Genomic DNA, 22,840 nt, shown 5'->3' with positions numbered 1-22,840 from the left:
GTTGCGTTTGATTCTCAAAAACCTGCCTAGCATCACAGTTTCAGCGCAATCGAACTTTCCACAGAACTTATTGCGTTACTTTGTTATCAGACAGTTTCGCTTTAGTTGGCCCGCTGCATGCCATCATGCATTTTGCAACTTGCCAGCATATTGCAATCAAATTAGTCATTCAGCTCCGGTTCAGCCTCAGGACGAACGGTAGGAACTATTCGAAAGGGCCACTACTCATACAGCCCGTGACTCATTTCAATACATAACTTTTCATCAACTGAAACTGCCTGTATGCGAATTAGCTTTCGCCGGACAGCCTCACCCCGAGAAAAGTTCATGTAGTTCAAAGGGAGATATAGCGACCCGCAAGAGTGCCGAGATAGAGGCCTCCACCAAGGCCAAAGCAGACAATATCAAAGGGCCATCCTTTATATAAGGCCCACACTAGGCGCCAACTCTGGTGCCACATTCTTCTTATGCCTGAATGAACTTGCTCGCACTTCAAAAGCAAGTTCACGGACTAGTTTTGGCTCAAAAGGCCAATATTTGAAATGCATCGAACGGACGAGGTGAATACCATGCGAATCAGTATCTTCGGTTTAGGTTATGTGGGTGCCGTTTGTGCCGGCTGTTTGTCGGCACGGGGTCACGACGTGATTGGCGTGGATATCTCCGCGAACAAGATCGACCTGATCAACAACGGCAAATCGCCCATCGTCGAGCCGGGCCTGGAAGAACTGCTACAACAGGGCCTGCGTCAGGGTCGTCTGCGTGGCACCACCGACGTCGCCGCTGCCGTTCTGGAGAGCGATGTGTCGTTCATCTGCGTCGGCACCCCGAGCAAGAAGAACGGCGACCTGGAGCTGAACTACATCGAAGGCGTGTGCCGCGAGATCGGCATGGCCATGCGCGACAAGAACGAGCGCCACACCGTGGTGGTACGCAGCACCGTGCTGCCGGGCACTGCCAAGAACGTCGTGCTGCCGATCCTCGAGGACTGCTCGGGCAAGAAGGCCGGTGTCGATTTCGGCCTGGCGGTGAACCCCGAGTTCCTGCGTGAAAGCACCGCGATCAAGGACTACGACTTCCCGCCGATGACCGTCATCGGTGAGCTGGACAAGGCCTCCGGCGATCTGCTGGAAAGCATCTACAGCGAGCTGGACGCGCCGATCATCCGCAAGGACATCGAAGTCGCCGAGATGATCAAGTACACCTGCAACGTCTGGCACGCAGCCAAGGTCACCTTCGCCAACGAAATCGGCAACATCGCCAAGGCAGTCGGCGTCGACGGCCGCGAGGTGATGGACGTGGTCTGCCAGGACCACAAGCTGAACCTGTCCAAGTACTACATGAAGCCTGGCTTCGCCTTCGGCGGCTCCTGCCTGCCCAAGGACGTGCGCGCGCTGAACTACCGCGCCAACAGCCTGGACGTGGAAGCGCCGCTGATCGGTTCGCTGATGCGCAGCAACGCCGCCCAGGTCCAGAAGGCCTTCGACATCATCGCCAGTCACGATTCGCGCAAGGTCGCCCTGCTCGGCCTGAGCTTCAAGGCCGGCACCGATGATCTGCGTGAAAGCCCACAGGTTGAACTGGCCGAGATGCTGATCGGCAAGGGCTTCGACCTGAGCATCTACGACCGCAACGTCGAGTACGCCCGCGTTCACGGCGCCAACAAGGACTACATCGAGTCGAAGATCCCGCACGTCTCCTCGCTGCTCAACAGCGATCTGGATGACGTAGTGGCGAAGGCCGACATCATCGTCCTGGGCAACAGCGACGAGCGCTTCGCCCAGCTGGCCAAGCAGGCGCCGAGCGGCAAGCGCGTGATCGACCTGGTCGGCTTCATGCCCCACGCCAGCAACGGCGTGGCCGAAGGCATCTGCTGGTAAGGCCCAGTCGTACCCGCGCGCCTGGCGCGCGGGTACCGAGAGACGCATATGGACAAGCTCAAGAACGGCCTCAACCAAGCCAGCGGCTGGATGCTCTATCTCAGCCTGCTGATGCTCCTGGCACTGGCGCTGCCCCGCTCGGTGTTCGACCCCGAGTCGCGGCACTTCCTGCTGCTGATCGGCATCGTCGGCATCTGGCGTTATTCCATGGGCGCCATGCACTTCGTGCGCGGCTGCCTGTTCCTTTACCTGGTGTACCCCTGGTACCGCCGCAAGGTTACAAAACTCGGCAAGGACGCCGACCCCTCTCATGTGTTCCTGCTGGTCACCAGCTTCCGCATCGACGCACTGACCACTGCCATGGTCTACCGCTCGGTGATTCGCGAAGCGATCGACTGCGGCTATCCCTGCACCGTGGTCTGCTCGATCGTCGAGCTCTCCGACGAGTTGCTGATCAAGAACCTCTGGGCCCAGGCCGAGCCGCCGGCGCATGTCACCCTGGACATCGTGCGCATTCCCGGCACCGGCAAGCGTGACGGCCTGGCCCACGGTTTCCGCGCCATCTCCCGGCAGATGCCGGACCGCGATGCGGTGGTGGCGGTGATCGACGGCGACACTGTGCTCGAGCCTGAAGTGGTACGTAAATGCGTGCCCTGGTTCAAGCTCTTCCCCAACGTCGGCGGGCTGACCACCAACGAGTTCTGCGAGGTACGCGGCAGCTACCTGATGAGCGAATGGCACAAGCTGCGCTTCGCCCAGCGCCACCTCAACATGTGCTCGATGGCCCTTTCCAAGCGCGTGCTGACTATGACCGGACGCATGTCGGTGTTCCGCGCCAGCGTGGTGACCGACCCCGAGTTCATCCGCGACGTGGAAAGCGATCACTTGGAGCACTGGCGCCTGGGTCGCTTCCAGTTCCTCACCGGTGACGACAAGTCCAGCTGGTACAGCCTGATGCGCCTGGGCTACGACACCTTCTACGTGCCGGATGCGGCGATCAATACGGTCGAGCACCCGCCGGAGAAGAGCTTCATCAAGGCCAGCCGCAAGCTGATGTTCCGCTGGTACGGCAACAACCTGCGGCAGAACTCGCGCGCCCTGCGTCTGGGCATGGGTCGCCTCGGCGCCTTCACCAGCCTGGTGCTGTTCGACCAGCGCGTGTCGATGTGGACCTGCCTGCTGGGCCTGTGCGTGGCGATCATCGCCAGCATCAAGTACAGCCTGATGTACCTGCTGATCTACCTGCTGTGGATCGGTAGCACGCGGCTGATCCTGACGCTGCTGCTGATGCTCTCCGGCCACCGCATCGGTCCGGCCTACCCGGCGCTGCTCTATTACAACCAGATCGTTGGCGCGATGGTGAAGATCTACGTGTTCTTCCGCCTCGACCAGCAATCCTGGACGCGCCAGAACACCAAGCTCAACCGCGGCCTGTCCAGCTTCGCCAACTGGTTCAACAGCTGGTCGTCGCGTGCCATGACCTTCTCTGCCTCCTGTGTCTTCATCGCCGCGCTGCTGGCGCTGGTGTGACCGTACTCGAATAGGAATTAGCCACCATGAACTCCGTCGCCAATCACAACGTCGTCCATGAGTCCGAGGCCCAGCGCCAGCATGCCCGTGTCAAGCTGCCAGGGCGCTTGCGATTCACCAATGCCAAGGGCGAACGCATCGACGCGCGCCTGCAGGATGTCTCTGCTGGCGGTTTCAGCTTCACCAACGAAAAGACCACGCACAAGGTCGGCGATTTCCATCGCGGCCAGTTGCAGTTCCAGCTCGACAGCCTGGTGCTGGGCCTGGACGTGGAGTTTCAGGTCAACTCGGTACAGCCGGAGCACAACCGCGTCGGCTGCCAGTTCCACGGACTTGGCGCACGAGAAGCCGCCGCCCTGCGCCACCTGATCAGCGCGCACCTGGCTGGTGAACTGGTCAATGTCGGCGAGGTGCTGCATATCCTCCAACGCGACAACTTCACCAAGGCGCGCAAGAACGGCGCAGGCGGTGGCATGGGCATGTTCGGCCGCCTGCGCGCCGTGACCTTCAGCGGCGCGATCTTCCTCATCGGTCTGGCTGCGTTCGGCTACATCGGCAAGTCGATCTACGGCCTGTACTTCGTCACCCACGCACAGTCGGCGCAGATCAGCCTGCCGGCGCTGCAGGTGACCATGCCACGTGAAGGCAGCGTGCAGAGCCTGGCGCAGCCCGATGGCATCGTCGAGAAAGGCGCGCCGATCGCCACCTTCACCACCAGCATGCTGGAAATGCTCAAGGGTCACCTGGGTGAAGACCAGCTCGAACCGAGCCAGATCGAAGCGCTGTTCGCCCGCGAGATGCAGGGCACCCTGACCAGTCCGTGCAACTGCAAGATCTCTCGCCAACTGGTGGCCGACGGTCAGTTCGCCAGCAAGGGCGACGTGATCTTCGAACTGGTGCCGCAGGACGGCATCGCCACCGTCAGCGCCAGCTTCCCCTACCGCCATCTGGAGCAGGCGCGCCCCGGCACGCCAGTGACCTTCAAGGTGGCCGGCGAAGACCAGGCGCGTCACGGCGAGATCGTCAGCAGCGCGCTGCATGATGGCGGTCTGAGCTCGGATATCCGCGTGGTGATCAAGCCGCAAGACACCCTGCCGGCCAGCCTCGCCGGCCAGCCGGTGGATGTGGTCATCGATCGTGGCCCGTCGCTGGGCTGGCTGGTCGACCGCGCCGTCGCGGCAGGTCGCTAAGGAGATCACGCCGTGAGCATGCCCCTTCTTCGCCCTGCTCTGCTCGGCCTCGCCGTCAGCGCCACGCTGGCCGGCTGCGCCGGCCTGCCGGATGAGCGTCTGGCCCGCGAAGCCCTGCAGAGCGGCGACCAGCAAACTGCCGAATGGCATTTCCGCCAGCTCGCCGAGATGGGCTACAGCGACGCGCAGATCGGCCTGGCCGACATCTACGCAGCGGGCGGCCAGACCCAGGATTTGGATGAGGCCGAGCGCATCTACCGCCAGGCCCTGGACGGTTCGCCACGGGCCAAGGCGCGCCTCGGCAAGCTGCTGGCGCGCAAGCCCGGTAGCACCCTGGCCGAGCGCCGCGAGGCCGCCGAACTGCTGGAAAGCGCAGCCCAGGCCCGCGAGCCCAGTGCGCTGCTGCCGCTGACCGAACTCTACCTGTTCTACCCACAGGACTTTCCCGCCATGAACCTCGCGCAACGTATCCAAGACTGGCGCCAGCAGGGCCTGCCGCAGGCAGAGCTGGCGCAGATTCTTCTGTATCGCACCGATGGCACCTACGACCAGCACCTGGGCGAGATCGAGCGCATCTGCCAGGCACGTCTGGCCAGCAACGACGCGTGCTACGCCGAACTGGCCACCGTGTACCAGAAGCAGAACCGCGAAGACGACCGCCAGACGCTGATCGACCAACTGTTGGCGGGCTACCGCGCCGGCAATGTTTCGCCCAACCAGGTCGAGTCCGTGGCTCAAGTCCTCAGCGACCCCGAGCTGGGCCAGCCGCAACCGCAGCAGGCGCAGGACCTGCTCGAGGCCATCGCGCCGAACTACCCGGCCGCCTGGGTCAGCCTGGCGCGCCTGCTCTACGACTATCCGGGCCAGGGCGATATCGACACCCTGCTCGGCTACCTGGAGAAGGGCCGCGAGGCCGCCCTGCCGCGTGCCGAGCTGTTGCTCGGACGCCTGTACTACGAAGGCAAGCTGCTGCCGCAACAGCCGAAGAAGGCCGAAGAGCACCTGCGCAAGGCCGCGCCCAGCGAGCCCAGCGCCAGTTACTACCTGGGGCAGATCTACCTGCGTGGCTACCTCGGCGAGGTCTACGCCCAGCAGGCGCTCGACCACCTGCTCAGCGCTGCGCGCGCCGGCCAGCTCAGCGCCGACTTCGCCCTGGCGCAGATGTTCAGCCAGGGTCGCGGGGTCAAGCCCAACCCGGTCAACGCCTACGTATTCAGCCAACTGGCCCTGCCGCGCAACACGCCGCCGACCTTCGAGCTGGCCCATGCAGTGGCGCAGAGCCTGACCCCGGCACAACTGGCCGAAGGCCAACGCCTGCTGCGCGAGGAGCGCGATGCCCGCGGCATCGTCCTGCAGCAGCAGGCCGCCCTGCAGGTCAGCCAGCCATGAACAAGGATGCACGCATGCAGCTAAACCGTATCGTCAGCCAGTTGGGCCTGAGCGCCAGCCTGCTGGCAGCCAGCGCCGCCTGGGCGGCGGATGCACCGAAGAATTTCGGCCTGGATGTGAAGATCACCGCGCAATCGGAAGACGACCGCGACCTCGGCACCCGCGAAGGTGGCGACGTCAGCGGTATCGGTCTCGACCTGCGCCCCTGGGCCTACGGCGAACGCGGCAACTGGAGCGCCTTCGCCATGGGCCAGGCAGTTACCGCCACCGACACCATCGAAACCGACCCGCTGCAGGACGACGGTGAAAACAGCACGCAGCGCAGCGACGCGCGCCAACCGGACAAGAGCTACCTGGCCATGCGCGAATTCTGGGTCGACTACGCCGGCCTCACCGCCTACCCTGGCGAGCACCTGCGCGTCGGCCGTCAGCGTCTGCGCAGTGACGAAGGCACCTGGTGGGACACCAACATCGAGGCGGTCAACTGGCGCTTCGATACCACCCTGCTGCAAGCCAACGTCGGCATTGCCGAGCGTTTCTCCGACTACCGTACCGACCTCGACGACCTGGCGCCCGAAGACGAAGACCGCCAGCACTTCTTCGCCGGCCTCGACTACCAGTGGACGCCCGGCCACCGCATCGGCACCAAGCTGCATCACAGCCGCGATGACGGCCGCCTGGCTAATCCCGGCGAACGCGTCGACGAGCTGAGCAAACGCTACACCGGCGACCTGACCTGGTTCGGCCTGCACGCCGACGGCGGCTTCTTCGAGCGCAACTCGCGCAATCGCCTCAACTACTGGGCGCAGATGACCTGGCTCAAGGGCGACACCGACCAGCTGCAGCAGCAAGTGGTCGGCAGCGACCGCATCGCCACCGGTTCGCGCAGCCAGGACGTCGACGCCTGGGCCATGGACCTGGGCCTGCGCTACAGCCTCGATGACAACTGGAAGATCGGCGCCGCCTATGCCCGTGGCAGCGGCGGTGGCGACGACGACAAGTCGCGCCAGTTCATGCAGACCGGCCTGCACAGCAACCGCGCCAATTTCACCGGCGTCGAATCGCGCCTGCATCGCTATGGCGAAGCCTTCCGCGGCGAGCTCTCCAACCTGCAGGTGGCCAGTGCCTTCAGCTCCTGGCAACTGGGTCAGGACTACGACGCCAGCGTCGTCTATCACCGCTTCTGGCGCGTCGATGGCGACCAGGACGTCGGCGACAGCGGTATCACCGCGCCACTGGTGGCTGGCGAGAAAGATATCGGCCAGGAAGTCGACCTGGTGCTGACCCGCTACTTCAAGCAGGGCCTGCTGCCGGCCACCGTCGCCGAACAACTGGAAGACCGTTCGGCCCTGGTACGCCTGCGCGCCGGCGTGTTCCTGCCGGGCGACGCCTACGGCAGCGGCACCGACTCGGTGATGCACCGCGCCTTCGTCGACTTCATCTGGCGCTTCTGAGGGATCGGATCATGCAACCCAACGGCTTAGCCCTACCCCTGCTGCTCGGCGCGCTGTGCCTCACGGTGCCACTGGCCCAGGCCAACCCGACGCAGCACCAGTTCGACTACCGCGTGCGTAGCGCACCGGCGGACGAACTGCATATGGAAGCACCCACGCTGCCGGACCTGTCCGGCTACACCAAGGAGGCCGTGCTGGCCAAGATTCCGCGTGAAAAACGCGGCCAGGTGGTGGTGCGGCGCATGCTGCGCCAGGACGCGCTGAAGGACTTCACCGGCGGCAACGAGCGCCTGCGCGAATGGATCAAGCGCCAGCAAGGCATGCCCCAGGCGATCTTCATCGAAGGTGGCCTGGTCACCGCCCAGGACATCGCCAAGGCGCTGCCCGACAGCCAGTTCGCCGAGCAGGAGCCGGGCGTGTACCTGGCCCGTCTGCCCATCGTCGTGGCAGAAGGCGCGGCGCTACACGTCGGCAAGGAAACCCGCGAACTGCGCTTGTCGCAGGAGCGCGGCTCGTTTCTGGTCAACGATGGCCTGATGTTCCTCACCGACACCCGCGTCACCGCCTGGCGCGAGGCCGACAACGGCCCGGCGAGCATGCGTGACAACGGCAAGGAGTTCCGCCCGTTCCTGGTGTCCTGGGGCGGCAGCGAGCTGTACATCGCCAGCAGCGTGATCACAAGCCTGGGCTACGACAACTCCAAGTCCTACGGGGTGTCGATCACCCAGTACACGCCGAACATGCACGAGCGCCTCAAGCGCGACGAGCCGACCGGCTGGCTAATCGACTCCGAGTTCGTCGACCACTGGTACGGCTTCTACTGCTACGAAGCGCAGAACGTGGTGATCAAGGGCAACACCTACCGCGACAACATCGTCTACGGCATCGACCCGCACGACCGTTCCCACGGCCTGATCATCGCCGAGAACACCGTGTTCGGCACCAAGAAGAAGCACGGCATCATCATCTCGCGCGAGGTCAACGACAGCTGGATCATCAACAACGAGAGCTACGACAACAAGCTCTCCGGCGTGGTCATCGACCGTAACAGCGAACGCAACCTGATCGCCTACAACCGCGTGCACGGCAATCACTCCGACGGCATCACCCTGTACGAGAGCGGCGACAACCTGCTGTGGGGCAACCATGTACTGGGCAACCAGCGCCACGGCATTCGCATCCGCAACAGCGAGAACATTCGCCTCTACGACAACGTCTCGGCGATGAACCAGCTCACCGGTGTGTACGGCCACATCAAGGACCTGTCCGACACCGACCGCGACCTGGACCTCGACCCGTTCGATACCAAGATCTCGATGATCATCGTCGGCGGCACCCTGGCCGGTAACGGCTCCAGCCCGATCAACATCGACTCGCCGCTATCGGTCGAGCTGTACCGCGTGAAAATGCTTGCCCCGCGCAAGAGCAGCGGCATCCAGCTCGCCGGCATCCTCGGCGAAAAACAGGACGAAATCCTCGACCTCATGGTGCGCCAGCGCCTACCCGTGCTGATCGATCCGATCGAGCCCGAGAAACTGACCAATTGATGAGGCCAACGATGATCCCATCACCCTTCAAGTCCCTTTCCCTGGCCGTGGCCTGTGCCCTGGCCAGCACCGCCCTGCAGGCGCAAGAGCGCCAGGCGCCGCAGTATCAGGTCGAAGACTGCTGCTCGCTGTGCCCGGCTGCGCACGACGCCAGCCGCTACACCACCAACTACATGAAGAACTTCGTCACTCTGCTCGATGCCGAGGAAGGCTGGCTGTTTCGCAGCGTCGAAGACCTGCGCACCGAGTTCGGCACCAGTGAAGTCGGCTACCAACGCCTCAAGGAGCTGCGTGACGGCCTCAAGCAACGCGGCGTGGAGCTGGTGGTGGTCTACCAACCGACCCGCGGCCTGGTCAATCGCAACAAGCTGTCGCCCGCCGACTACCAGCGCTTCGACTACGACAAGGCGCTGCGCAACTACCGCCAGGCGCTGAGCCGCTTCGAACAGCTGGGTATCTGGGTCCCGGACCTGACCCCGCTGACCGACGAGAACAGCGACAAGGAGTTCTATTTCCGCCGCGACCAGCACTGGACACCCTACGGTGCCGAGCGCACCGCACGGCTGGTGGCCGAGACGGTCAAGCGCATCCCCGGTTTCGAAGATATTCCGCAGAAGGAATTCGTCACCGAACGCATCGGCCTGATGGGCAAGACCGGCACCATGCAGAACGTCGCCAGCCAGCTGTGCGGCACCGGCTATGCGGTGCAATACGTCGACCAGTTCGTCACCGAGCCCAAGGACGCCAGTGATGGCGACGCGCTGTTCGGCGACGACAGCAGCCCGAAGATCACTCTGGTCGGCACCAGCCACAGCGGCAAGAACTACAACTTCGGCGGCTTCCTCGAACAATACCTGGGCACCGACGTGCTCAACGCGGCCTTCCCTGGTGGCGGCCTGGAGGGCGCGATGCTCGAGTACCTGGCCAGCGATGCCTTCCAGAACGACCCGCCGAAGGTGCTGATCTGGGAGTTCTCGCCGCTCTACGACCTGGCCTCGGACAAGATCCACCGCCAGTTGATGGCCAGCCTGAACAACGGCTGCAGCGGCCAGACCGAGCTGCTCGCCAGCGAGAAACGCCTGCATCCGGGCAGCAACGAGGTACTGGTCAATGGCGAGAACAAGCTGCTGACCCTGGCCGGCAATCGCCACCAGCTCGACCTGCGTTTCAGCGATCCGTCGGTCAAGCGCGTCGACGCCACCATCTGGTACCTCAACGGTCGTCGCGAACAGCTCAAGCTGGAGAAACCCAACACCGTCGATACCGACGGGCGCTTCGCCGTGGAACTGCGCGACGAGCCGGGCTGGGGTGATCAGAACTTCTTCGCCCTGGAAATCCAGAAGCCCGAGGACAGCGCCGACGACCTGAAAGTCCAGGCCAGCCTGTGCCAGCGCCCTAGCGGGCCCAGCCAGCAAGTCGCGCAGCACGACTGAGGAGGCCACCATGCCCAAACGACTCGTTCCACTCACTCTCATGGCGCTGCTGCTCAGCGGCCCGGCCTTCGCCGCGCTGCAGCCGCCAGCGGGTTACTACGCCGCCGTGGGCCAGCGCGAGGGCAAGGCGCCCGTCTGCCCTGCGGTTCCGCAGCCGTACACCGGTGAGCTGCAGTTCACCAGCAAGTACGAAGGCTCCGACAGTGCCCGCGCCACGCTCAACCGCAAGGCCGAGAAGAACTTCCGCGAGCAGACCTCGCACATCACCCGCCTGGAGAAGGAAGCCGGGCGGATGATCACCGGTTACATGCGCACCGGTCAGCCGGAGCGCCTGGAATGCGCCATCGAATGGCTGGATAAATGGGCCAGCGCCGATGCGCTGGAGTCCGAGCAGTTCAACCACACCGGCAAGTCGATGCGCAAATGGGCGCTGGGCAGCCTGGCCGGCGCCTGGCTGCGCCTGAAGTTCTCCGAGTCGCAGCCGCTGACTGCCTACCCGCAGCAGAGCGCACGCATCGAAGCCTGGTTCACCCGCCTGGCCGAATACACGGTGCGCGAGTGGAGCGACCTGCCGCTGCGCAAGATCAACAACCACAGCTACTGGGCGGCCTGGTCGGTGATGGCGGTCGCGGTGATCAGTGATCGCCGCGACCTGTTCGACTGGTCCGTGGGCCAGTTCCGCATCGCTGCCAATCAGGTCGACGACGAAGGCTACCTGGTCAACGAAATGCGCCGCAGCCAACGCGCCCTCGCCTACCACAACTATGCCCTGCCGCCGCTGGCGATGATCGCCGCGTTCGCCGAGGCCAATGAGGTCGACCTGCGCGGTGAGAACCATGGCGCCCTGCAGCGCCTGGCCGAACGCGTGCTGCAAGGGGCGCGCGACCCGGCTGCGTTCGCCCAGCGCACCGGTTCCAAACAGGACATGAGCGAGCTGCGCAAGGACTTCAAGTACGCCTGGCTGGCGCCCTACTGCAGCCTCTACGACTGCAGTGAAGAGACCCGAGAACTGAACCAGGAGATGGGGCCGTTCAACAGCTTCCGCCTCGGTGGCGAAGTGACCCAGGTGTTCGATAAACCGTAGGAGCGGCTGGGTGGCATTCCGCTTTAGCCGCGATTTTCGCGGATGAATCGGCCCCTACGGGATGTAACAAAACAAACCCTCCGCTCGCGGGGGGAAAGGGGGGCGCTGCCCCGGCTGTTCACGGAGAAGCACGGATGGTCTTTTCATCCAACGTCTTTTTGTTCCTGTTTCTGCCGATCTTTCTCGGCCTGTACTACCTGTGCCCGAATCGCGGGCGCAACCTGCTGATCCTGATTGGCAGCTACGCCTTCTATGCGTGGTGGCGGGTGGATTTCCTCCTGCTGTTCGCTGCCGTGACGCTGTGGAACTACGTCTTCGGCCTGCGTATCCAGGCGCACGCCGGCACAGAGGCGGCGCGGCGCTGGGTGGTCGCGGGGGTGGTCGGCAATCTGGCCACGCTGGGCTACTTCAAGTACGCCAACTTCGGTGTGGCCAATATCAACGCCGTGCTCGAATCGATGGGGATGGAACCCTTCGTCCTCACTGCGGTGATCCTGCCGATCGGTATCTCCTTCTACATCTTCCAGTCGATCAGCTACCTGATCGACGTGTACCGCCGCGATACCGAGCCGACGCGCAACCTGATCAACTTCGCCGCCTTCATCGCCCTGTTCCCGCAGCTGATCGCCGGCCCGGTGCTGCGTTACAAGGACCTGGCCGACCAGTTCACCGACCGTACCCACAGCCTCGACAAGTTCAGCGAAGGCGCCACACGCTTCATGCAGGGCTTCGTCAAGAAGGTGTTCATCGCCGACAGCCTGGCGCCGCTGGTGGACCACTGCTTCGCCCTGGAAAACCCCAGCACCGGCGACGCCTGGCTGGGCATGATCGCCTACACCGCGCAGCTGTATTTCGACTTCTCCGGCTATAGCGACATGGCCATCGGCCTCGGCCTGATGATGGGCTTTCGCTTCATGGAGAACTTCAACCAGCCCTATATCAGCCAGTCGATCACCGAGTTCTGGCGGCGCTGGCACATCAGCCTGTCCACCTGGCTGCGTGACTACCTCTACGTACCGCTGGGCGGCAATCGTCACGGCACCTTCAACACCTACCGCAACCTGTTCCTGACCATGCTGCTGGGCGGTTTCTGGCACGGCGCCAACTGGACCTTCCTGATCTGGGGCGCCTGGCACGGCGCCTGGCTGGCCATCGAACGAGCGCTCGGCGTGAAAGCCGCACCGATTGTGTTCAACCCGTTGAAATGGGCCTTCACCTTGCTGCTGGTGATGCTCGGCTGGGTGATCTTCCGCGCCGAGAACCTGGATGTGGCCGGGCGCATGTACGCCGCGCTGCTGCCCTTCGGTGACTGGCAGTTGAGCGAGCTGACCCTGGCGCACATCACCGGGCTGCAGATGGTCACCCTGGTGCTGGCCTGGGTGGTGATCGCCGTCAATGGTGCCCGCCAGTTCCTCGCCAGCCGCGGCCATGAACCGGGCCTGACCCTGGCCAGCGCCGGCGTCGCCCTGCAGACCATCGACCTGCGCATGGTGGCCCTGCGTGGCGCCCTGCTGGTGCTGTTCTGCGTGTCGCTGCTCAAGCTCTCCGCGCAGAGCTACTCCCCCTTCCTCTACTTCCAGTTCTGAGCGGAGGCCGAGAATGAATCGCTCCTTCAAGACCCTATACGTCGTGCTGTTCGCCCTGCTGCTGTTGCCGGCCAGCCTGCTCGCCCTGACCAGGCTCGCCGACTACCACATGCCGGCGCAGCCAAGCGTGCTCGACGGCGGCCTGGCAAAAAGCATCGAACGTCACTACGACGAGAACTTTCCGCTCAAGCAGGCGGGCATCAACCTCTGGGCGGCCGTGGAATACCTGCTCTTCGGAGAAGGACGCAGTGGCCTGGTGATCGGCGAGGACGGCTGGCTGTATTCGGACGAGGAGTTCGACCCGGTAGCCGACGGCCAGCGCCAGATGCGCGACAACCTGGCACTGATCCGCGGCGTGCAGCGCCAACTGGAAGAGCGCGATATCCAGCTGCTGCTGGCCATCGTCCCGGCCAAGACCCGCCTGTACCCGGAGCACATCGGCAACCATCGTCCCAGTGCCCTGCAGCGCAGCCTCTACCCGCGCTTTCACCGCGCGGTGCGCAATGCCGGGATCGCCGCGCCGGACCTGCTCGTACCGCTGCAAGCGGCCAAGAACCAGGCGCCGATGTTCCTGCGTACTGACACCCACTGGACCCCGGAGGGCGCCGACGTCACTGCCAAGGCGCTGAGCGAAGTGGTGCGCAGCGCCATGCAACTGCGTGGCGAGCCACAACAGTTCGTCACCGAGACCGTGGAAACCCGCACGCACGAAGGCGACCTGACTCGCTTTCTGCCGCTAGCGCCGCTGTTCGAAAACCTGATGCCGCAGGCCGACCGCTTGCAGCAGCGTGAGACCCAAGCCGCCGAAAGCAGTAGCGACGACCTGTTCGGCGACAGCGACCTGCCGGTGACGCTGGTCGGCACCAGCTACAGCGCCAACCCGGCCTGGAACTTCGCAGGCGCCCTGCGTGAGCACCTGCAACGCGACCTGGCCAACCACGCCGAGGAAGGCGGCGGCCCGCTGGTCCCGATGCTCAAGTACCTGCAAAGCGACGAGCTCGAGGACCACCCGCCACAGCTGGTGATCTGGGAATTCCCCGAGCGTTATTTGCCGATGGCCAGCGACTTCACCGATTTCGACCCGCAATGGCTCGCCGCACTCAAAGACGGCGGCGAGCGCCAGGGGCTGGCTGCTGCCAGTCACTGATTAATCCCCCAAGGAGGACTATCCGATGACAACTCAAACTACCCTACGCCGCTTCACCCTGGGCGCCTGCGCCCTGGCCCTGGGCCTCGGCATGTTCCAGGCACAGGCCGATGACGGCGCCCTTTACGGCCCCAAGGCACCGAAAGGCTCGGCCTTCGTTCGCGCCTACAACGCCAGCAGTGCCGAACTCGATGTCAGCGTTGGCCAGACCCAGCTCAAGCAGATCTCGCCGCTGGGCTCCAGCGACTTCAAGTTCCTTCCGGCCGGCAGCTATCAGGCCCAGGTCGGTAACGCGCAGATGGCGGTGGATCTAGAGGCCGCGCGTTACTACACCCTGGTCAGCCAGACCGGCGCCGAGCCGCGCCTGGTCGAGGAGCCGCCCTTCACCAGCCGCCAGAAAGCGCTGCTGCGTGTCCAGAACCTGACTGACAGCACCCTCAGCCTGAAGACCGCAGACGGCAAGACCGCCGTGGTCGCCGACGTCAAACCCGATGGCCGTGGTGACCGCGAGATCAACCCGGTGAAGGTTGGCCTGGCGCTGTTCGACGGCGAGCGCAAGGTCGCCGACCTGAAACCGGTCACCCTCGGGCGCGGCGAAGTCGTCAGCCTGTTCGTCACTGGCGGTCAGGGCAAGTTGTCGCCGGTATGGGTCAAGCGCCCCATCGACGGTTAAGGCAGTGCGTTTCTAGAACAAGGAAAACGGCGGGTACACGTCGCACCGACACGACACGGGCAAACCACTTGATCAATCGCTCAGGAGAGACACAACCATGACCCCCATCATCCTTTCCGGTGGCAGCGGCTCGCGACTCTGGCCTCTTTCGCGCAAGCTCTATCCCAAGCAGTTCCTCGCCCTGACCGGTGAGCAGACGCTGTTCCAGCAGACCCTGCAGCGCCTTTCCATCGAGGGCATGCAGCCACCCGTGCTGGTGGCCAACCAGGAGCACCGTTTCATCGTGCTCGAGCAGTTGGAGCAGATCGACCTGCAGGCACAAATGCTCCTGCTCGAACCCTTCGGCCGCAACACGGCACCGGCTGTGGCCATGGCGGCCCTGCAACTGATCGCCGAAGGCCGTGACGAGCTGATGCTGGTGCTGCCGGCCGACCATGTGCTGGACGATCAGCAAGCCTTCCGCCAGGCCTTGGCGCTGGCCACCGTGGCCGCCGAGAAAGGCGAGATGGTGCTGTTCGGCGTGCCGGCCGACCGTCCGGAAACCGGTTACGGCTACATCCGCGGCCAGGCCGACGGCACACTGCCCGACGGCGTTGCACGTGTCGCCAGCTTCGTCGAGAAACCCGACGCCCAGCGCGCCACCGAGTACGTGAAGAGCGGCGATTACTACTGGAACAGCGGCATGTTCCTGTTCCGCGCCAGCCGCTTCCTCGAGGAGCTCAAGCACCACGACGTGGATATCTACGACACCTGCCTGCTGGCCCTGGAACGCAGCAAGCGTGAAGGCACGCAGATCGCCATCGACCCGGCCACCTTCGCCTGCTGCCCGGACAACTCCATCGACTACGCCGTGATGGAGAAGACCAGCCGCGCCTGCGTGGTACCGCTGGCCGCCGGCTGGAACGACGTGGGCAGCTGGTCGTCGATCTGGGAAGTGCACGACAAGGACGAAGCCGGCAACGTGACCAAGGGCGACGTGGTGATCGAGGACAGCCGCAACTGCCTGATCCACGGCAATGGCAAGCTGGTCTCGGTGCTGGGCCTGGACGATATCGTCGTGGTGGAAACCAAGGACGCCATGATGGTGGCGCACAAGGACCGTGTGCAGGACGTCAAGAAGCTGGTTAGCAAGCTCGACGCACAAGGCCGCTGCGAGACCCAGAACCACTGCGAGGTGTACCGCCCGTGGGGCTCGTACGACTCGGTGGACATGGGTGGCCGCTTCCAGGTCAAGCACATCACCGTCAAGCCGGGCGCGCAGCTCTCCTTGCAGATGCACCACCACCGTGCCGAGCACTGGATCGTGGTGTCCGGCACGGCCAAGGTGACCTGCGACGACCGTGAGTTCCTGCTCACCGAGAACCAGTCCACCTACATCCCGATGACCTCGGTGCACCGCCTCTCCAACCCGGGCAAGATCCCGCTGGAGATCATCGAGGTGCAGTCCGGCACCTACCTCGGCGAGGACGATATCGAACGTCTGGAAGACGTGTACGGTCGTAGCGATGCAGTAGCCGCTGGCGCCACACACTGAGCTGTTCGTAGCCCGGATGTAATCCCCGGATTGCATCCGGGCTACGCCCCTCCCACCGCTCATGTCCGCTCCAAGCCTGTCACACCCTGCGACAGCCCACGCGGTTACCCTGACAAAGCACCTTGTGTAGGATGAGCGCAGACTTCGCAAAAAGGCTGCCCTCATGCTGTTCGGTGTCGTACTCGTCATCACCTGGCTGATTCTGCTGATCCGCTACCCGACCAAGGCGCTACCGGTGTCCATGGCCGCGCTGGTCGGTCTCGGCCTGGTGGCCACCTGGGTGATCTGGCAGGAAAGCCGCGACGAGCGCTACCTGGCCCATCTCGAACTGCGCCTGAGCTACGACCCGCAGCGCTGCCCTGCTGACCGCCCGCTGGCCATCGACCTGAAGAACGGCAGCGACGCCGCCTTGCTGGAACTGCGCTGGGAAGTCGCTGCCTACCGCCCAGGCAATGCCACCAACCTGGCCCAGCGCCTTTACGAATCGCCGCGCTACAGCGGCCCCGGTGAACTGCTGCCGGGCGCCAGCTGGAGCGACTGCATGCCCCTGCCCGACCTGCGCAGCGGCTATCGCCCGGCTACGCTGGAGTTTCGCGCCGAGCGCCTGCAAGGCAAGTTCATACGCTGATAACTGCTGCACGCCGAACGCAGCCTCGTAGCCCGGATGCAATCCGGGGATGCTGCCTATGGCGGTTCCCGGATTGCATCCGGCTACGGTATTAAGCGCGCAGGGCGGGCTAAGGAGCCTAGGCGAACAGTCCGCCATCACCTCAAGCCAAGCCTGCTAAGCTGCAGCCCCATTCGCGTCCCAGGGAGTCCCGCGCATGCCCCAACCCAGCGTCCTTATCACCGGCTGCTCCAGCGGCATCGGCCGTGCCCTGGCCGACGCCTTCAAGGCGGGTGGCTACGCCGTCTGGGCCACGGCGCGCAAGGAGAACGACCTCACTGCACTCGAGCAGGCCGGGTTCAACGCGGTGCAGCTCGACGTCAACGATGGCCAAGCGCTGCAACAGCTGAGCGCTCGCCTGAGCGAGAAGATCGGCGGCCTCGATGTGCTGATCAACAATGCGGGTTACGGCGCCATGGGCCCGCTGCTCGACGGTGGCGTGGAAGCCATGCAGCGGCAGTTCGAAACCAATGTCTTCTCCATCGTCGGCGTGACCCGCGCGTTCTTCCCGCTGCTGCGTCGCAGCCGTGGCCTGGTGGTGAATATCGGCAGCGTTTCCTCGGTACTGGTGACGCCCTTCGCTGGAGCCTACTGCGCCTCCAAGGCTGCCGTGCATGCCTTGAGCGACGCGCTGCGCATGGAGCTGGCGCCCTTCTCCATCGAGGTGATGGAAGTGCAGCCCGGCGCCATCGCTTCCAGCTTCGGCGCCAACGCCAGCCAGCAAGCCGAGGCGCTGATCCGTGAGGATTCGCCCTGGTGGCCGCTGCGCGAGGGCATCCGCGCCCGCGCCAATGCCTCGCAGGACAACCCGACCCCGGCCAACGAGTTCGCCGCGCAATTGCTGGCCGCCGTACAGCGTGACAAGCGCCCGCGCCTGTTGCGCCTGGGTAATGGCAGCCGCGCCCTGCCACTGCTTGCCACGCTGCTGCCCAAAGCCCTGTTGCAGCGGGTACTGAGCAAACGCTTCGGCCTGGTGCAGAGCCTGTGAGCCAGAACCTGCAACTGCGCTACTACGCGGCTGCGGGAGTAATCGCGGCCATCGTGCTGAACCTGCTGCTGCGCACCTTCGTGCGCCTCGGCGGCGTGTTCACCACATTGCTGATTGCCGCCGCCATCGCGGCCGGTTTGGCGCTGGTGTTTCACTGGCGCCAGGGTCGCGCGCCCAGCAGCACTGAGCGCTGGCGTTTCACCCTGCTCTATGGCGGCGTGCTCGGGCTGCTCTATCTCGGCCTGCTGGGCATGATGTACCTGCAGGACACGCCCAGCCCCATGGGCCTGTTTCTCTTCAGCCTGCATTACCTGTGCTACCCAGTGCTGGCCTGGCTGGCGTTTTCGCCACGCCATGGTCGCTGATCGTTTTGTCAGGATGACCCCCGCCATGCTGCACACCCTCGCCGTCGCCAACTACCGCTCGATCAACAGCCTGATCCTGCCATTGGGCCGCCTCAACCTGATCACTGGCGCCAACGGCAGCGGCAAGTCCAACCTCTACCGCGCGCTGCGCCTGCTAGCGGAAACCGCGCAAGGTGGCGTGGTCAACGCGCTGGCGCGCGAAGGTGGGCTGGAGTCGAGTTTCTGGGCCGGGCCAGAGAAGATTTCCCGGCGCATGCGCAGCGGCGAAGTGCCCGTACAGGGCGGCCCACGGCAGAACGTGATGCGTCTACGTCTGGGCTTTGCCGGCGAGGATTTCGGCTATGCCATCGCCCTGGGTCTACCCGAGCCAAGCAGTTCGGCCTTCGCCCTAGACCCGGAGATCAAGCGCGAATGCATCTGGGCCGGCGCCAGCTATCGCCCCGCCTCGCTGCTGGTGGATCGCGCCGGGCCCATGGTGCGCATGCGTGAAGGACGCAGTTGGCAGGTGCTGGCCCAGCACGTGCCGAACTACGACAGCCTGTTCGACCAGATCGGCAACGACCCGAATTGCCCGGAAGTCTTCCAGCTACGCGAAACCATCCGCCGCTGGCGCTTCTACGATCACTTTCGCAGCGATGCCGAGGCGCCCGCGCGCCAACCGCAACTGGGCACGCGTACACCAGTGCTGCATCACGATGGCCGCGACCTGGCCGCCGCGCTGCAGACCATCCGCGAGATAGGCGACCGCGCCGCACTGGACGCCGCCATCGACGACGCCTTTCCCGGCAGCCGTCTGCATATCGACTTTCAAGCGGGCGGGCGCTTCGCCGTGGAGCTGCGCCAGGAAGGCTTGCTGCGCCCGCTGAGCGCTGCAGAACTGTCCGACGGCACGTTGCGCTACCTGTTGCTGGTCGCCGCCCTGCTCACGCCACGGCCGCCCTCATTGATGGTGCTCAACGAGCCGGAAACCAGCCTGCACCCGGATCTTTTGCCGGCACTCGGTCGCCTGATCATCGCCGCCTCGAAGCAGACCCAGGTGTGGGTCGTCTCCCACGCCAGCCGTCTGATCGCCACGCTCAAGGAAAGCCCCGACTGCAACACCCTGGAGCTGGACAAGCAGCTCGGTCAGACCTGCATCCGCGGCCAGGGCATGCTCGACGAGCCGCCCTGGCAGTGGCCGGATTGAAATCTGCGGATTGATGCAAACAACCCGTAGGGTGCGCCGCGCGCACCGGCTTCTGATCGCTATCAGCTACGGTCCAGCAAAGCGCGGTGCGCACAGCGCACCCTACGTGTTCTCACAGCCCGTCGAGATAGCGCTCGACATCCAGCGCCGCCATGCAGCCAGCACCGGCCGAGGTGATCGCCTGGCGATAGACCGAGTCGGCGACGTCGCCAGCGGCGAACACGCCGGGAATGCTGGTCGCGGTGGCATTGCCCTCGCGCCCGCCATTGACCACCAGATAACCGTCCTTCAGCGCCAGCTGGCCTTCGAACAGGCTGGTATTGGGGGTATGACCGATGGCGACGAAAAGCCCTTCGACACTCAGCTCGCGGTAGGCGCCGCCGTATTGCTTCAGGCGCACGCCGGTAACGCCGCTGGCATCGCCCAGCACCTCGTCCACCTCCGCATTGAGTTGCAGCTCGATCTTGCCCTCGGCAATACGCGCGCGCAGCTTGTCCTGCAGGATCTTCTCGGCACGGAAGGTCTCGCGGCGGTGAATCAGCGTGACCTTGCTGGCGATGTTGGCCAGGTACAGCGCCTCTTCCACTGCCGTATTGCCGCCGCCGACCACCGCGACGTCGCGACCGCGATAGAAGAATCCGTCGCAGGTTGCGCACGCCGAAACGCCGCGCCCCATGAACGCCTCTTCACTGGGCAGCCCCAGGTAACGCGCGCTGGCACCAGTAGCGATGATCAGCGCGTCACAGCTATAGGTGCCGCTGTCGCCAACCAGGGTGAATGGCTTGCCGGCCAGATCCACGGCGTTGATATGGTCGAAGACGATCTCGGTTTCGAAGCGCTCGGCATGCTCCTGCATGCGCTGCATCAGCGCCGGGCCGGTCAGGCCGTGCGGGTCACCCGGCCAGTTGTCCACTTCGGTGGTAGTGGTCAGTTGGCCACCGGCCTGGATACCGGTGATCAGCAGCGGTTTCAGGTTGGCACGCGCGGCATACACCGCCGCGCTGTAACCGGCAGGGCCAGAACCCAGGATGATGACGCGGGCATGACGAACGGCGGACATCGCTAACTCCTCGCAGGCCCACAGGGCCGACAGGCCAGAATAAAAAGGGACTCTCGAAGCACTAGGGGAAGGCTTGGAAGAATGAGAGCCCCGCAAAAGCGAAACTGTGCGCAAGGCTATCCAGGCCGCCGGGCCAGCGGAAATATCCATTACCAATTCCGCGAATAGAATCCGACTATGGCTGCCAGGCGCCCGTCTGAACTTTCGCCTCGGCGGCGAAGTCGGTATGGTCGCGCGCATCAACCACTCAGGAGACCGCCATGCCCGCCGCTCCCGTCCTGTCCGGCCCGCAATACCTGCGAGAAGGCCTGAGGCTGGTACTCAGCCCCGGCCTGCGCCTTTTCGTGCTGCTGCCGCTGGCGGTCAATCTGATTCTGTTCGTCACCATGATCAGCTTTGCCGTGCAGCAATTCAGCGGTTGGGTCGACACCTTCATGCCCACCCTGCCGAGCTGGCTGAGCTTTCTGCAGTACATCCTCTGGCCGCTATTCGTGGTGCTGGTACTGCTGATGGTGTTCTTTACCTTCACCCTGCTGGCCAACATCATCGCCGCGCCCTTCAACGGTTTTCTTGCGGAGAAGGTCGAGGTGGTGGCGCGTGGCGAGGATCACTTCCCACCGTTCAGCTGGGCCGAGCTGGCGGCCATGGTGCCGCGTACCATGGGCCGCGAGATGCGCAAGCTGGGTTACTTTCTGCCACGCGCCATCGGTCTGCTGATCCTCAGCTTCATCCCGGTGGTTAACCTGGTCGCCGCGCCACTTTGGCTGCTGTTCGGCGTGTGGATGATGGCCGTGCAGTACATCGACTACCCGGCGGACAATAACAAGATGAGCTGGCAGGACATGCTCGCCTGGCTGCGCGAGAAACGCTGGCAAAGCCTGAGTTTCGGCGGCATCACCTACGCCGCGCTGCTGGTGCCGGGGCTGAATATCCTGATGATGCCGGCTGCCGTGGCCGGCGCCACGCTGTTCTGGGTGCGCGAGCGCGGCGAGCAGGCGCTAGGTTCGCGCAAGGATATCGTGTAACGCCTGCATCGACGCCTGCGACTCGCGCTCGATGCGCCTGCGCATGAACAGGCCATTGGCCAGGCGCATCGGCCAGCCGGCGAAACCGTATTCGAGGGTGCGCACGAACTCGCAGCCGCCCTCCACCGCCACGCACTCGTAGGTCAGCAGCAAATGCAGGCCATGCTCGCCCTGGGCGCTGGCCTGCCAACGCTGGGCCGGCTGATAGTCGAGCACGTCCCAGCGTAGATGCCCGGCGCGACCACCGGCATGAATGTCCTCCTCGAAACGCTCGCCCGCAAGCAAGGCCCCCTCGCGCCCATAGATGCGCAGTGACGACGGGTGCCACTGCGGCCAGTGGCTTGGCGCGGCGGCGTAGGCCAGCACGTGCTCGGCAGGCTGGGCGATAGTGATTCGGTGCTGCTGGCGGTTCTGCTGATGAATCGCCTCCGGCTCCCAGTGCAGAGTCCCGTACAGCCAGTCCATCAGCGGATGGACGATGCCGAAGTTGCGTGAATGCATCAGTTCACGGCGATGGTGCAGCGCATGCAGGCGGCGCATCTGGCGAATCCACGGCAAGCGCGACACCGGGTGCTCGGCCGGCAGGTGCTCGCAGGCATGCACCACTTCGTAAGTCATGTAACCCAGCAGCATGCTGCCGGCGAACAGTGCGGCGAAGTTGCCGTCGAGCTGAGACAGCAGCCACCAGGCGGCGAACGTAGGCAGGCTGAACAGAACGATAAGCCAGGCCGGGAACAGGATCACCCGCCAGTCGCGCGTCGTCTCGTAGGGCATCAGCGCCTCGACGAAGAAGCTGTGGTGATCGCCGGTATGGCGCTTGTAGAAGAGTTTGCCGAAGCGCGTCTTGTTGTGACCGAGGCGCTTGTGCACCTGGTATTCACCCCAACTGAAGAACACCAGCGTCGCCGGCACCAGCAGCCACTGCCAGGGAGCCACAGCCTCCAGCGTACTCCCGAGCCAGCCGATGCAGAGCAGCCCGTAGGCCAGCACGAAGGCGGCGTGCAGCCAGGGGTTGTACCGCGGATGGATGGCAGCCCGGTAGTCGCTGCGAAAAGCCTGGGCATTGTCGTTGTTGTAGGCCATGGCGCTCTCCTGTGGATTG

General features: G+C 64.3%; 19 protein-coding genes. 17 read left to right on the top strand and 2 right to left on the bottom strand.

From position 1 onward, the window contains the following. The first annotated feature begins 569 nt into the window (after positions 1-569). The 16 genes from algD (at position 570) to BLT86_RS24540 (ending at position 19,653) form a co-directional block, all read left to right on the top strand. Positions 570-1,880, top strand: a complete 1,311-nt coding sequence (gene algD / locus BLT86_RS24615; RefSeq protein WP_092380181.1) for a GDP-mannose 6-dehydrogenase — start codon at positions 570-572, stop codon at positions 1,878-1,880. A 48-nt stretch (positions 1,881-1,928) separates the two neighbouring features. After that, entirely contained in the window at positions 1,929-3,410 is a 1,482-nt protein-coding gene (locus BLT86_RS24610; protein ID WP_092380179.1) for a glycosyltransferase family 2 protein, read from the top strand. 26 nt (positions 3,411-3,436) lie between these two features. Beyond that, a complete protein-coding gene (locus BLT86_RS24605; protein WP_017678171.1) occupies positions 3,437-4,600 on the top strand; it encodes an alginate biosynthesis protein Alg44 in 1,164 nt (387 codons plus the stop codon). A gap of 12 nt (positions 4,601-4,612) precedes the next feature. Then, positions 4,613-5,989, top strand: coding sequence for an alginate biosynthesis TPR repeat lipoprotein AlgK (gene algK, locus BLT86_RS24600; RefSeq protein ID WP_017678172.1), 1,377 nt, complete (start codon positions 4,613-4,615; stop codon positions 5,987-5,989). A gap of 14 nt (positions 5,990-6,003) precedes the next feature. Beyond that, positions 6,004-7,443, top strand: coding sequence for an alginate export family protein (locus BLT86_RS24595; RefSeq protein WP_017678173.1), 1,440 nt, complete (start codon positions 6,004-6,006; stop codon positions 7,441-7,443). A gap of 11 nt (positions 7,444-7,454) precedes the next feature. Beyond that, entirely contained in the window at positions 7,455-8,990 is a 1,536-nt protein-coding gene (algG, locus tag BLT86_RS24590; RefSeq protein ID WP_090337003.1) for a mannuronan 5-epimerase AlgG, read from the top strand. Between the two features lie 11 nt (positions 8,991-9,001). Beyond that, positions 9,002-10,423 (top strand): alginate O-acetyltransferase, encoded by a 1,422-nt coding sequence (locus tag BLT86_RS24585; protein ID WP_090337001.1) that lies wholly within the window; start codon positions 9,002-9,004, stop codon positions 10,421-10,423. 10 nt (positions 10,424-10,433) lie between these two features. Beyond that, a complete protein-coding gene (locus BLT86_RS24580) occupies positions 10,434-11,507 on the top strand; it encodes a mannuronate-specific alginate lyase (RefSeq protein ID WP_090337000.1) in 1,074 nt (357 codons plus the stop codon). 134 nt (positions 11,508-11,641) lie between these two features. Beyond that, the gene (locus tag BLT86_RS24575; protein WP_090336999.1) at positions 11,642-13,093 is read left to right on the top strand and encodes an MBOAT family O-acyltransferase; all 1,452 of its coding nucleotides are present in this window, start codon (positions 11,642-11,644) and stop codon (positions 13,091-13,093) included. 13 nt (positions 13,094-13,106) lie between these two features. Next, positions 13,107-14,240, top strand: coding sequence for an alginate O-acetyltransferase (locus tag BLT86_RS24570; RefSeq protein ID WP_090336997.1), 1,134 nt, complete (start codon positions 13,107-13,109; stop codon positions 14,238-14,240). Between the two features lie 25 nt (positions 14,241-14,265). Beyond that, entirely contained in the window at positions 14,266-14,913 is a 648-nt protein-coding gene (locus BLT86_RS24565) for an alginate O-acetyltransferase AlgF (RefSeq protein WP_092380177.1), read from the top strand. Between the two features lie 97 nt (positions 14,914-15,010). Continuing rightward, a complete protein-coding gene (locus BLT86_RS24560; RefSeq protein WP_045734195.1) occupies positions 15,011-16,447 on the top strand; it encodes a mannose-1-phosphate guanylyltransferase/mannose-6-phosphate isomerase in 1,437 nt (478 codons plus the stop codon). Positions 16,448-16,610: 163 nt separating this feature from the next. Then, complete coding sequence (locus BLT86_RS24555; protein WP_021488157.1) at positions 16,611-17,075, top strand: hypothetical protein; 465 nt, start codon at positions 16,611-16,613, stop codon at positions 17,073-17,075. Positions 17,076-17,271: 196 nt separating this feature from the next. Then, complete coding sequence (locus BLT86_RS24550) at positions 17,272-18,102, top strand: SDR family oxidoreductase (RefSeq protein ID WP_021488156.1); 831 nt, start codon at positions 17,272-17,274, stop codon at positions 18,100-18,102. Beyond that, positions 18,099-18,467, top strand: a complete 369-nt coding sequence (locus BLT86_RS24545; protein ID WP_017678183.1) for a hypothetical protein — start codon at positions 18,099-18,101, stop codon at positions 18,465-18,467. The genes BLT86_RS24550 and BLT86_RS24545 overlap by 4 nt, the downstream gene beginning before the upstream one ends. 25 nt (positions 18,468-18,492) lie before the next feature. Continuing rightward, positions 18,493-19,653 (top strand): AAA family ATPase, encoded by a 1,161-nt coding sequence (locus BLT86_RS24540; RefSeq protein WP_092380175.1) that lies wholly within the window; start codon positions 18,493-18,495, stop codon positions 19,651-19,653. Between the two features lie 112 nt (positions 19,654-19,765). Here BLT86_RS24540 and trxB read toward each other — a convergent pair whose 3' ends face one another. Further along, positions 19,766-20,713, bottom strand: coding sequence for a thioredoxin-disulfide reductase (trxB, locus tag BLT86_RS24535; protein ID WP_092380173.1), 948 nt, complete (start codon positions 20,711-20,713; stop codon positions 19,766-19,768). A gap of 260 nt (positions 20,714-20,973) precedes the next feature. On the opposite strand from trxB, the gene cysZ reads away from it, so the two are divergent. Continuing rightward, positions 20,974-21,738, top strand: a complete 765-nt coding sequence (gene cysZ / locus BLT86_RS24530) for a sulfate transporter CysZ (protein ID WP_092380171.1) — start codon at positions 20,974-20,976, stop codon at positions 21,736-21,738. Here the strand turns inward: cysZ and BLT86_RS24525 are convergent. Continuing rightward, positions 21,712-22,821 (bottom strand): SRPBCC family protein, encoded by a 1,110-nt coding sequence (locus BLT86_RS24525; protein WP_092380169.1) that lies wholly within the window; start codon positions 22,819-22,821, stop codon positions 21,712-21,714. The genes cysZ and BLT86_RS24525 overlap by 27 nt on opposite strands. Positions 22,822-22,840: the final 19 nt, after the last annotated feature.

Origin of the sequence: Pseudomonas sihuiensis, assembly GCF_900106015.1 — a bacterium.
GTDB classification, from domain to species: Bacteria; Pseudomonadota; Gammaproteobacteria; order Pseudomonadales; family Pseudomonadaceae; genus Aquipseudomonas; species Aquipseudomonas sihuiensis.
This window is presented reverse-complemented; position numbering and strand designations above follow the sequence as displayed.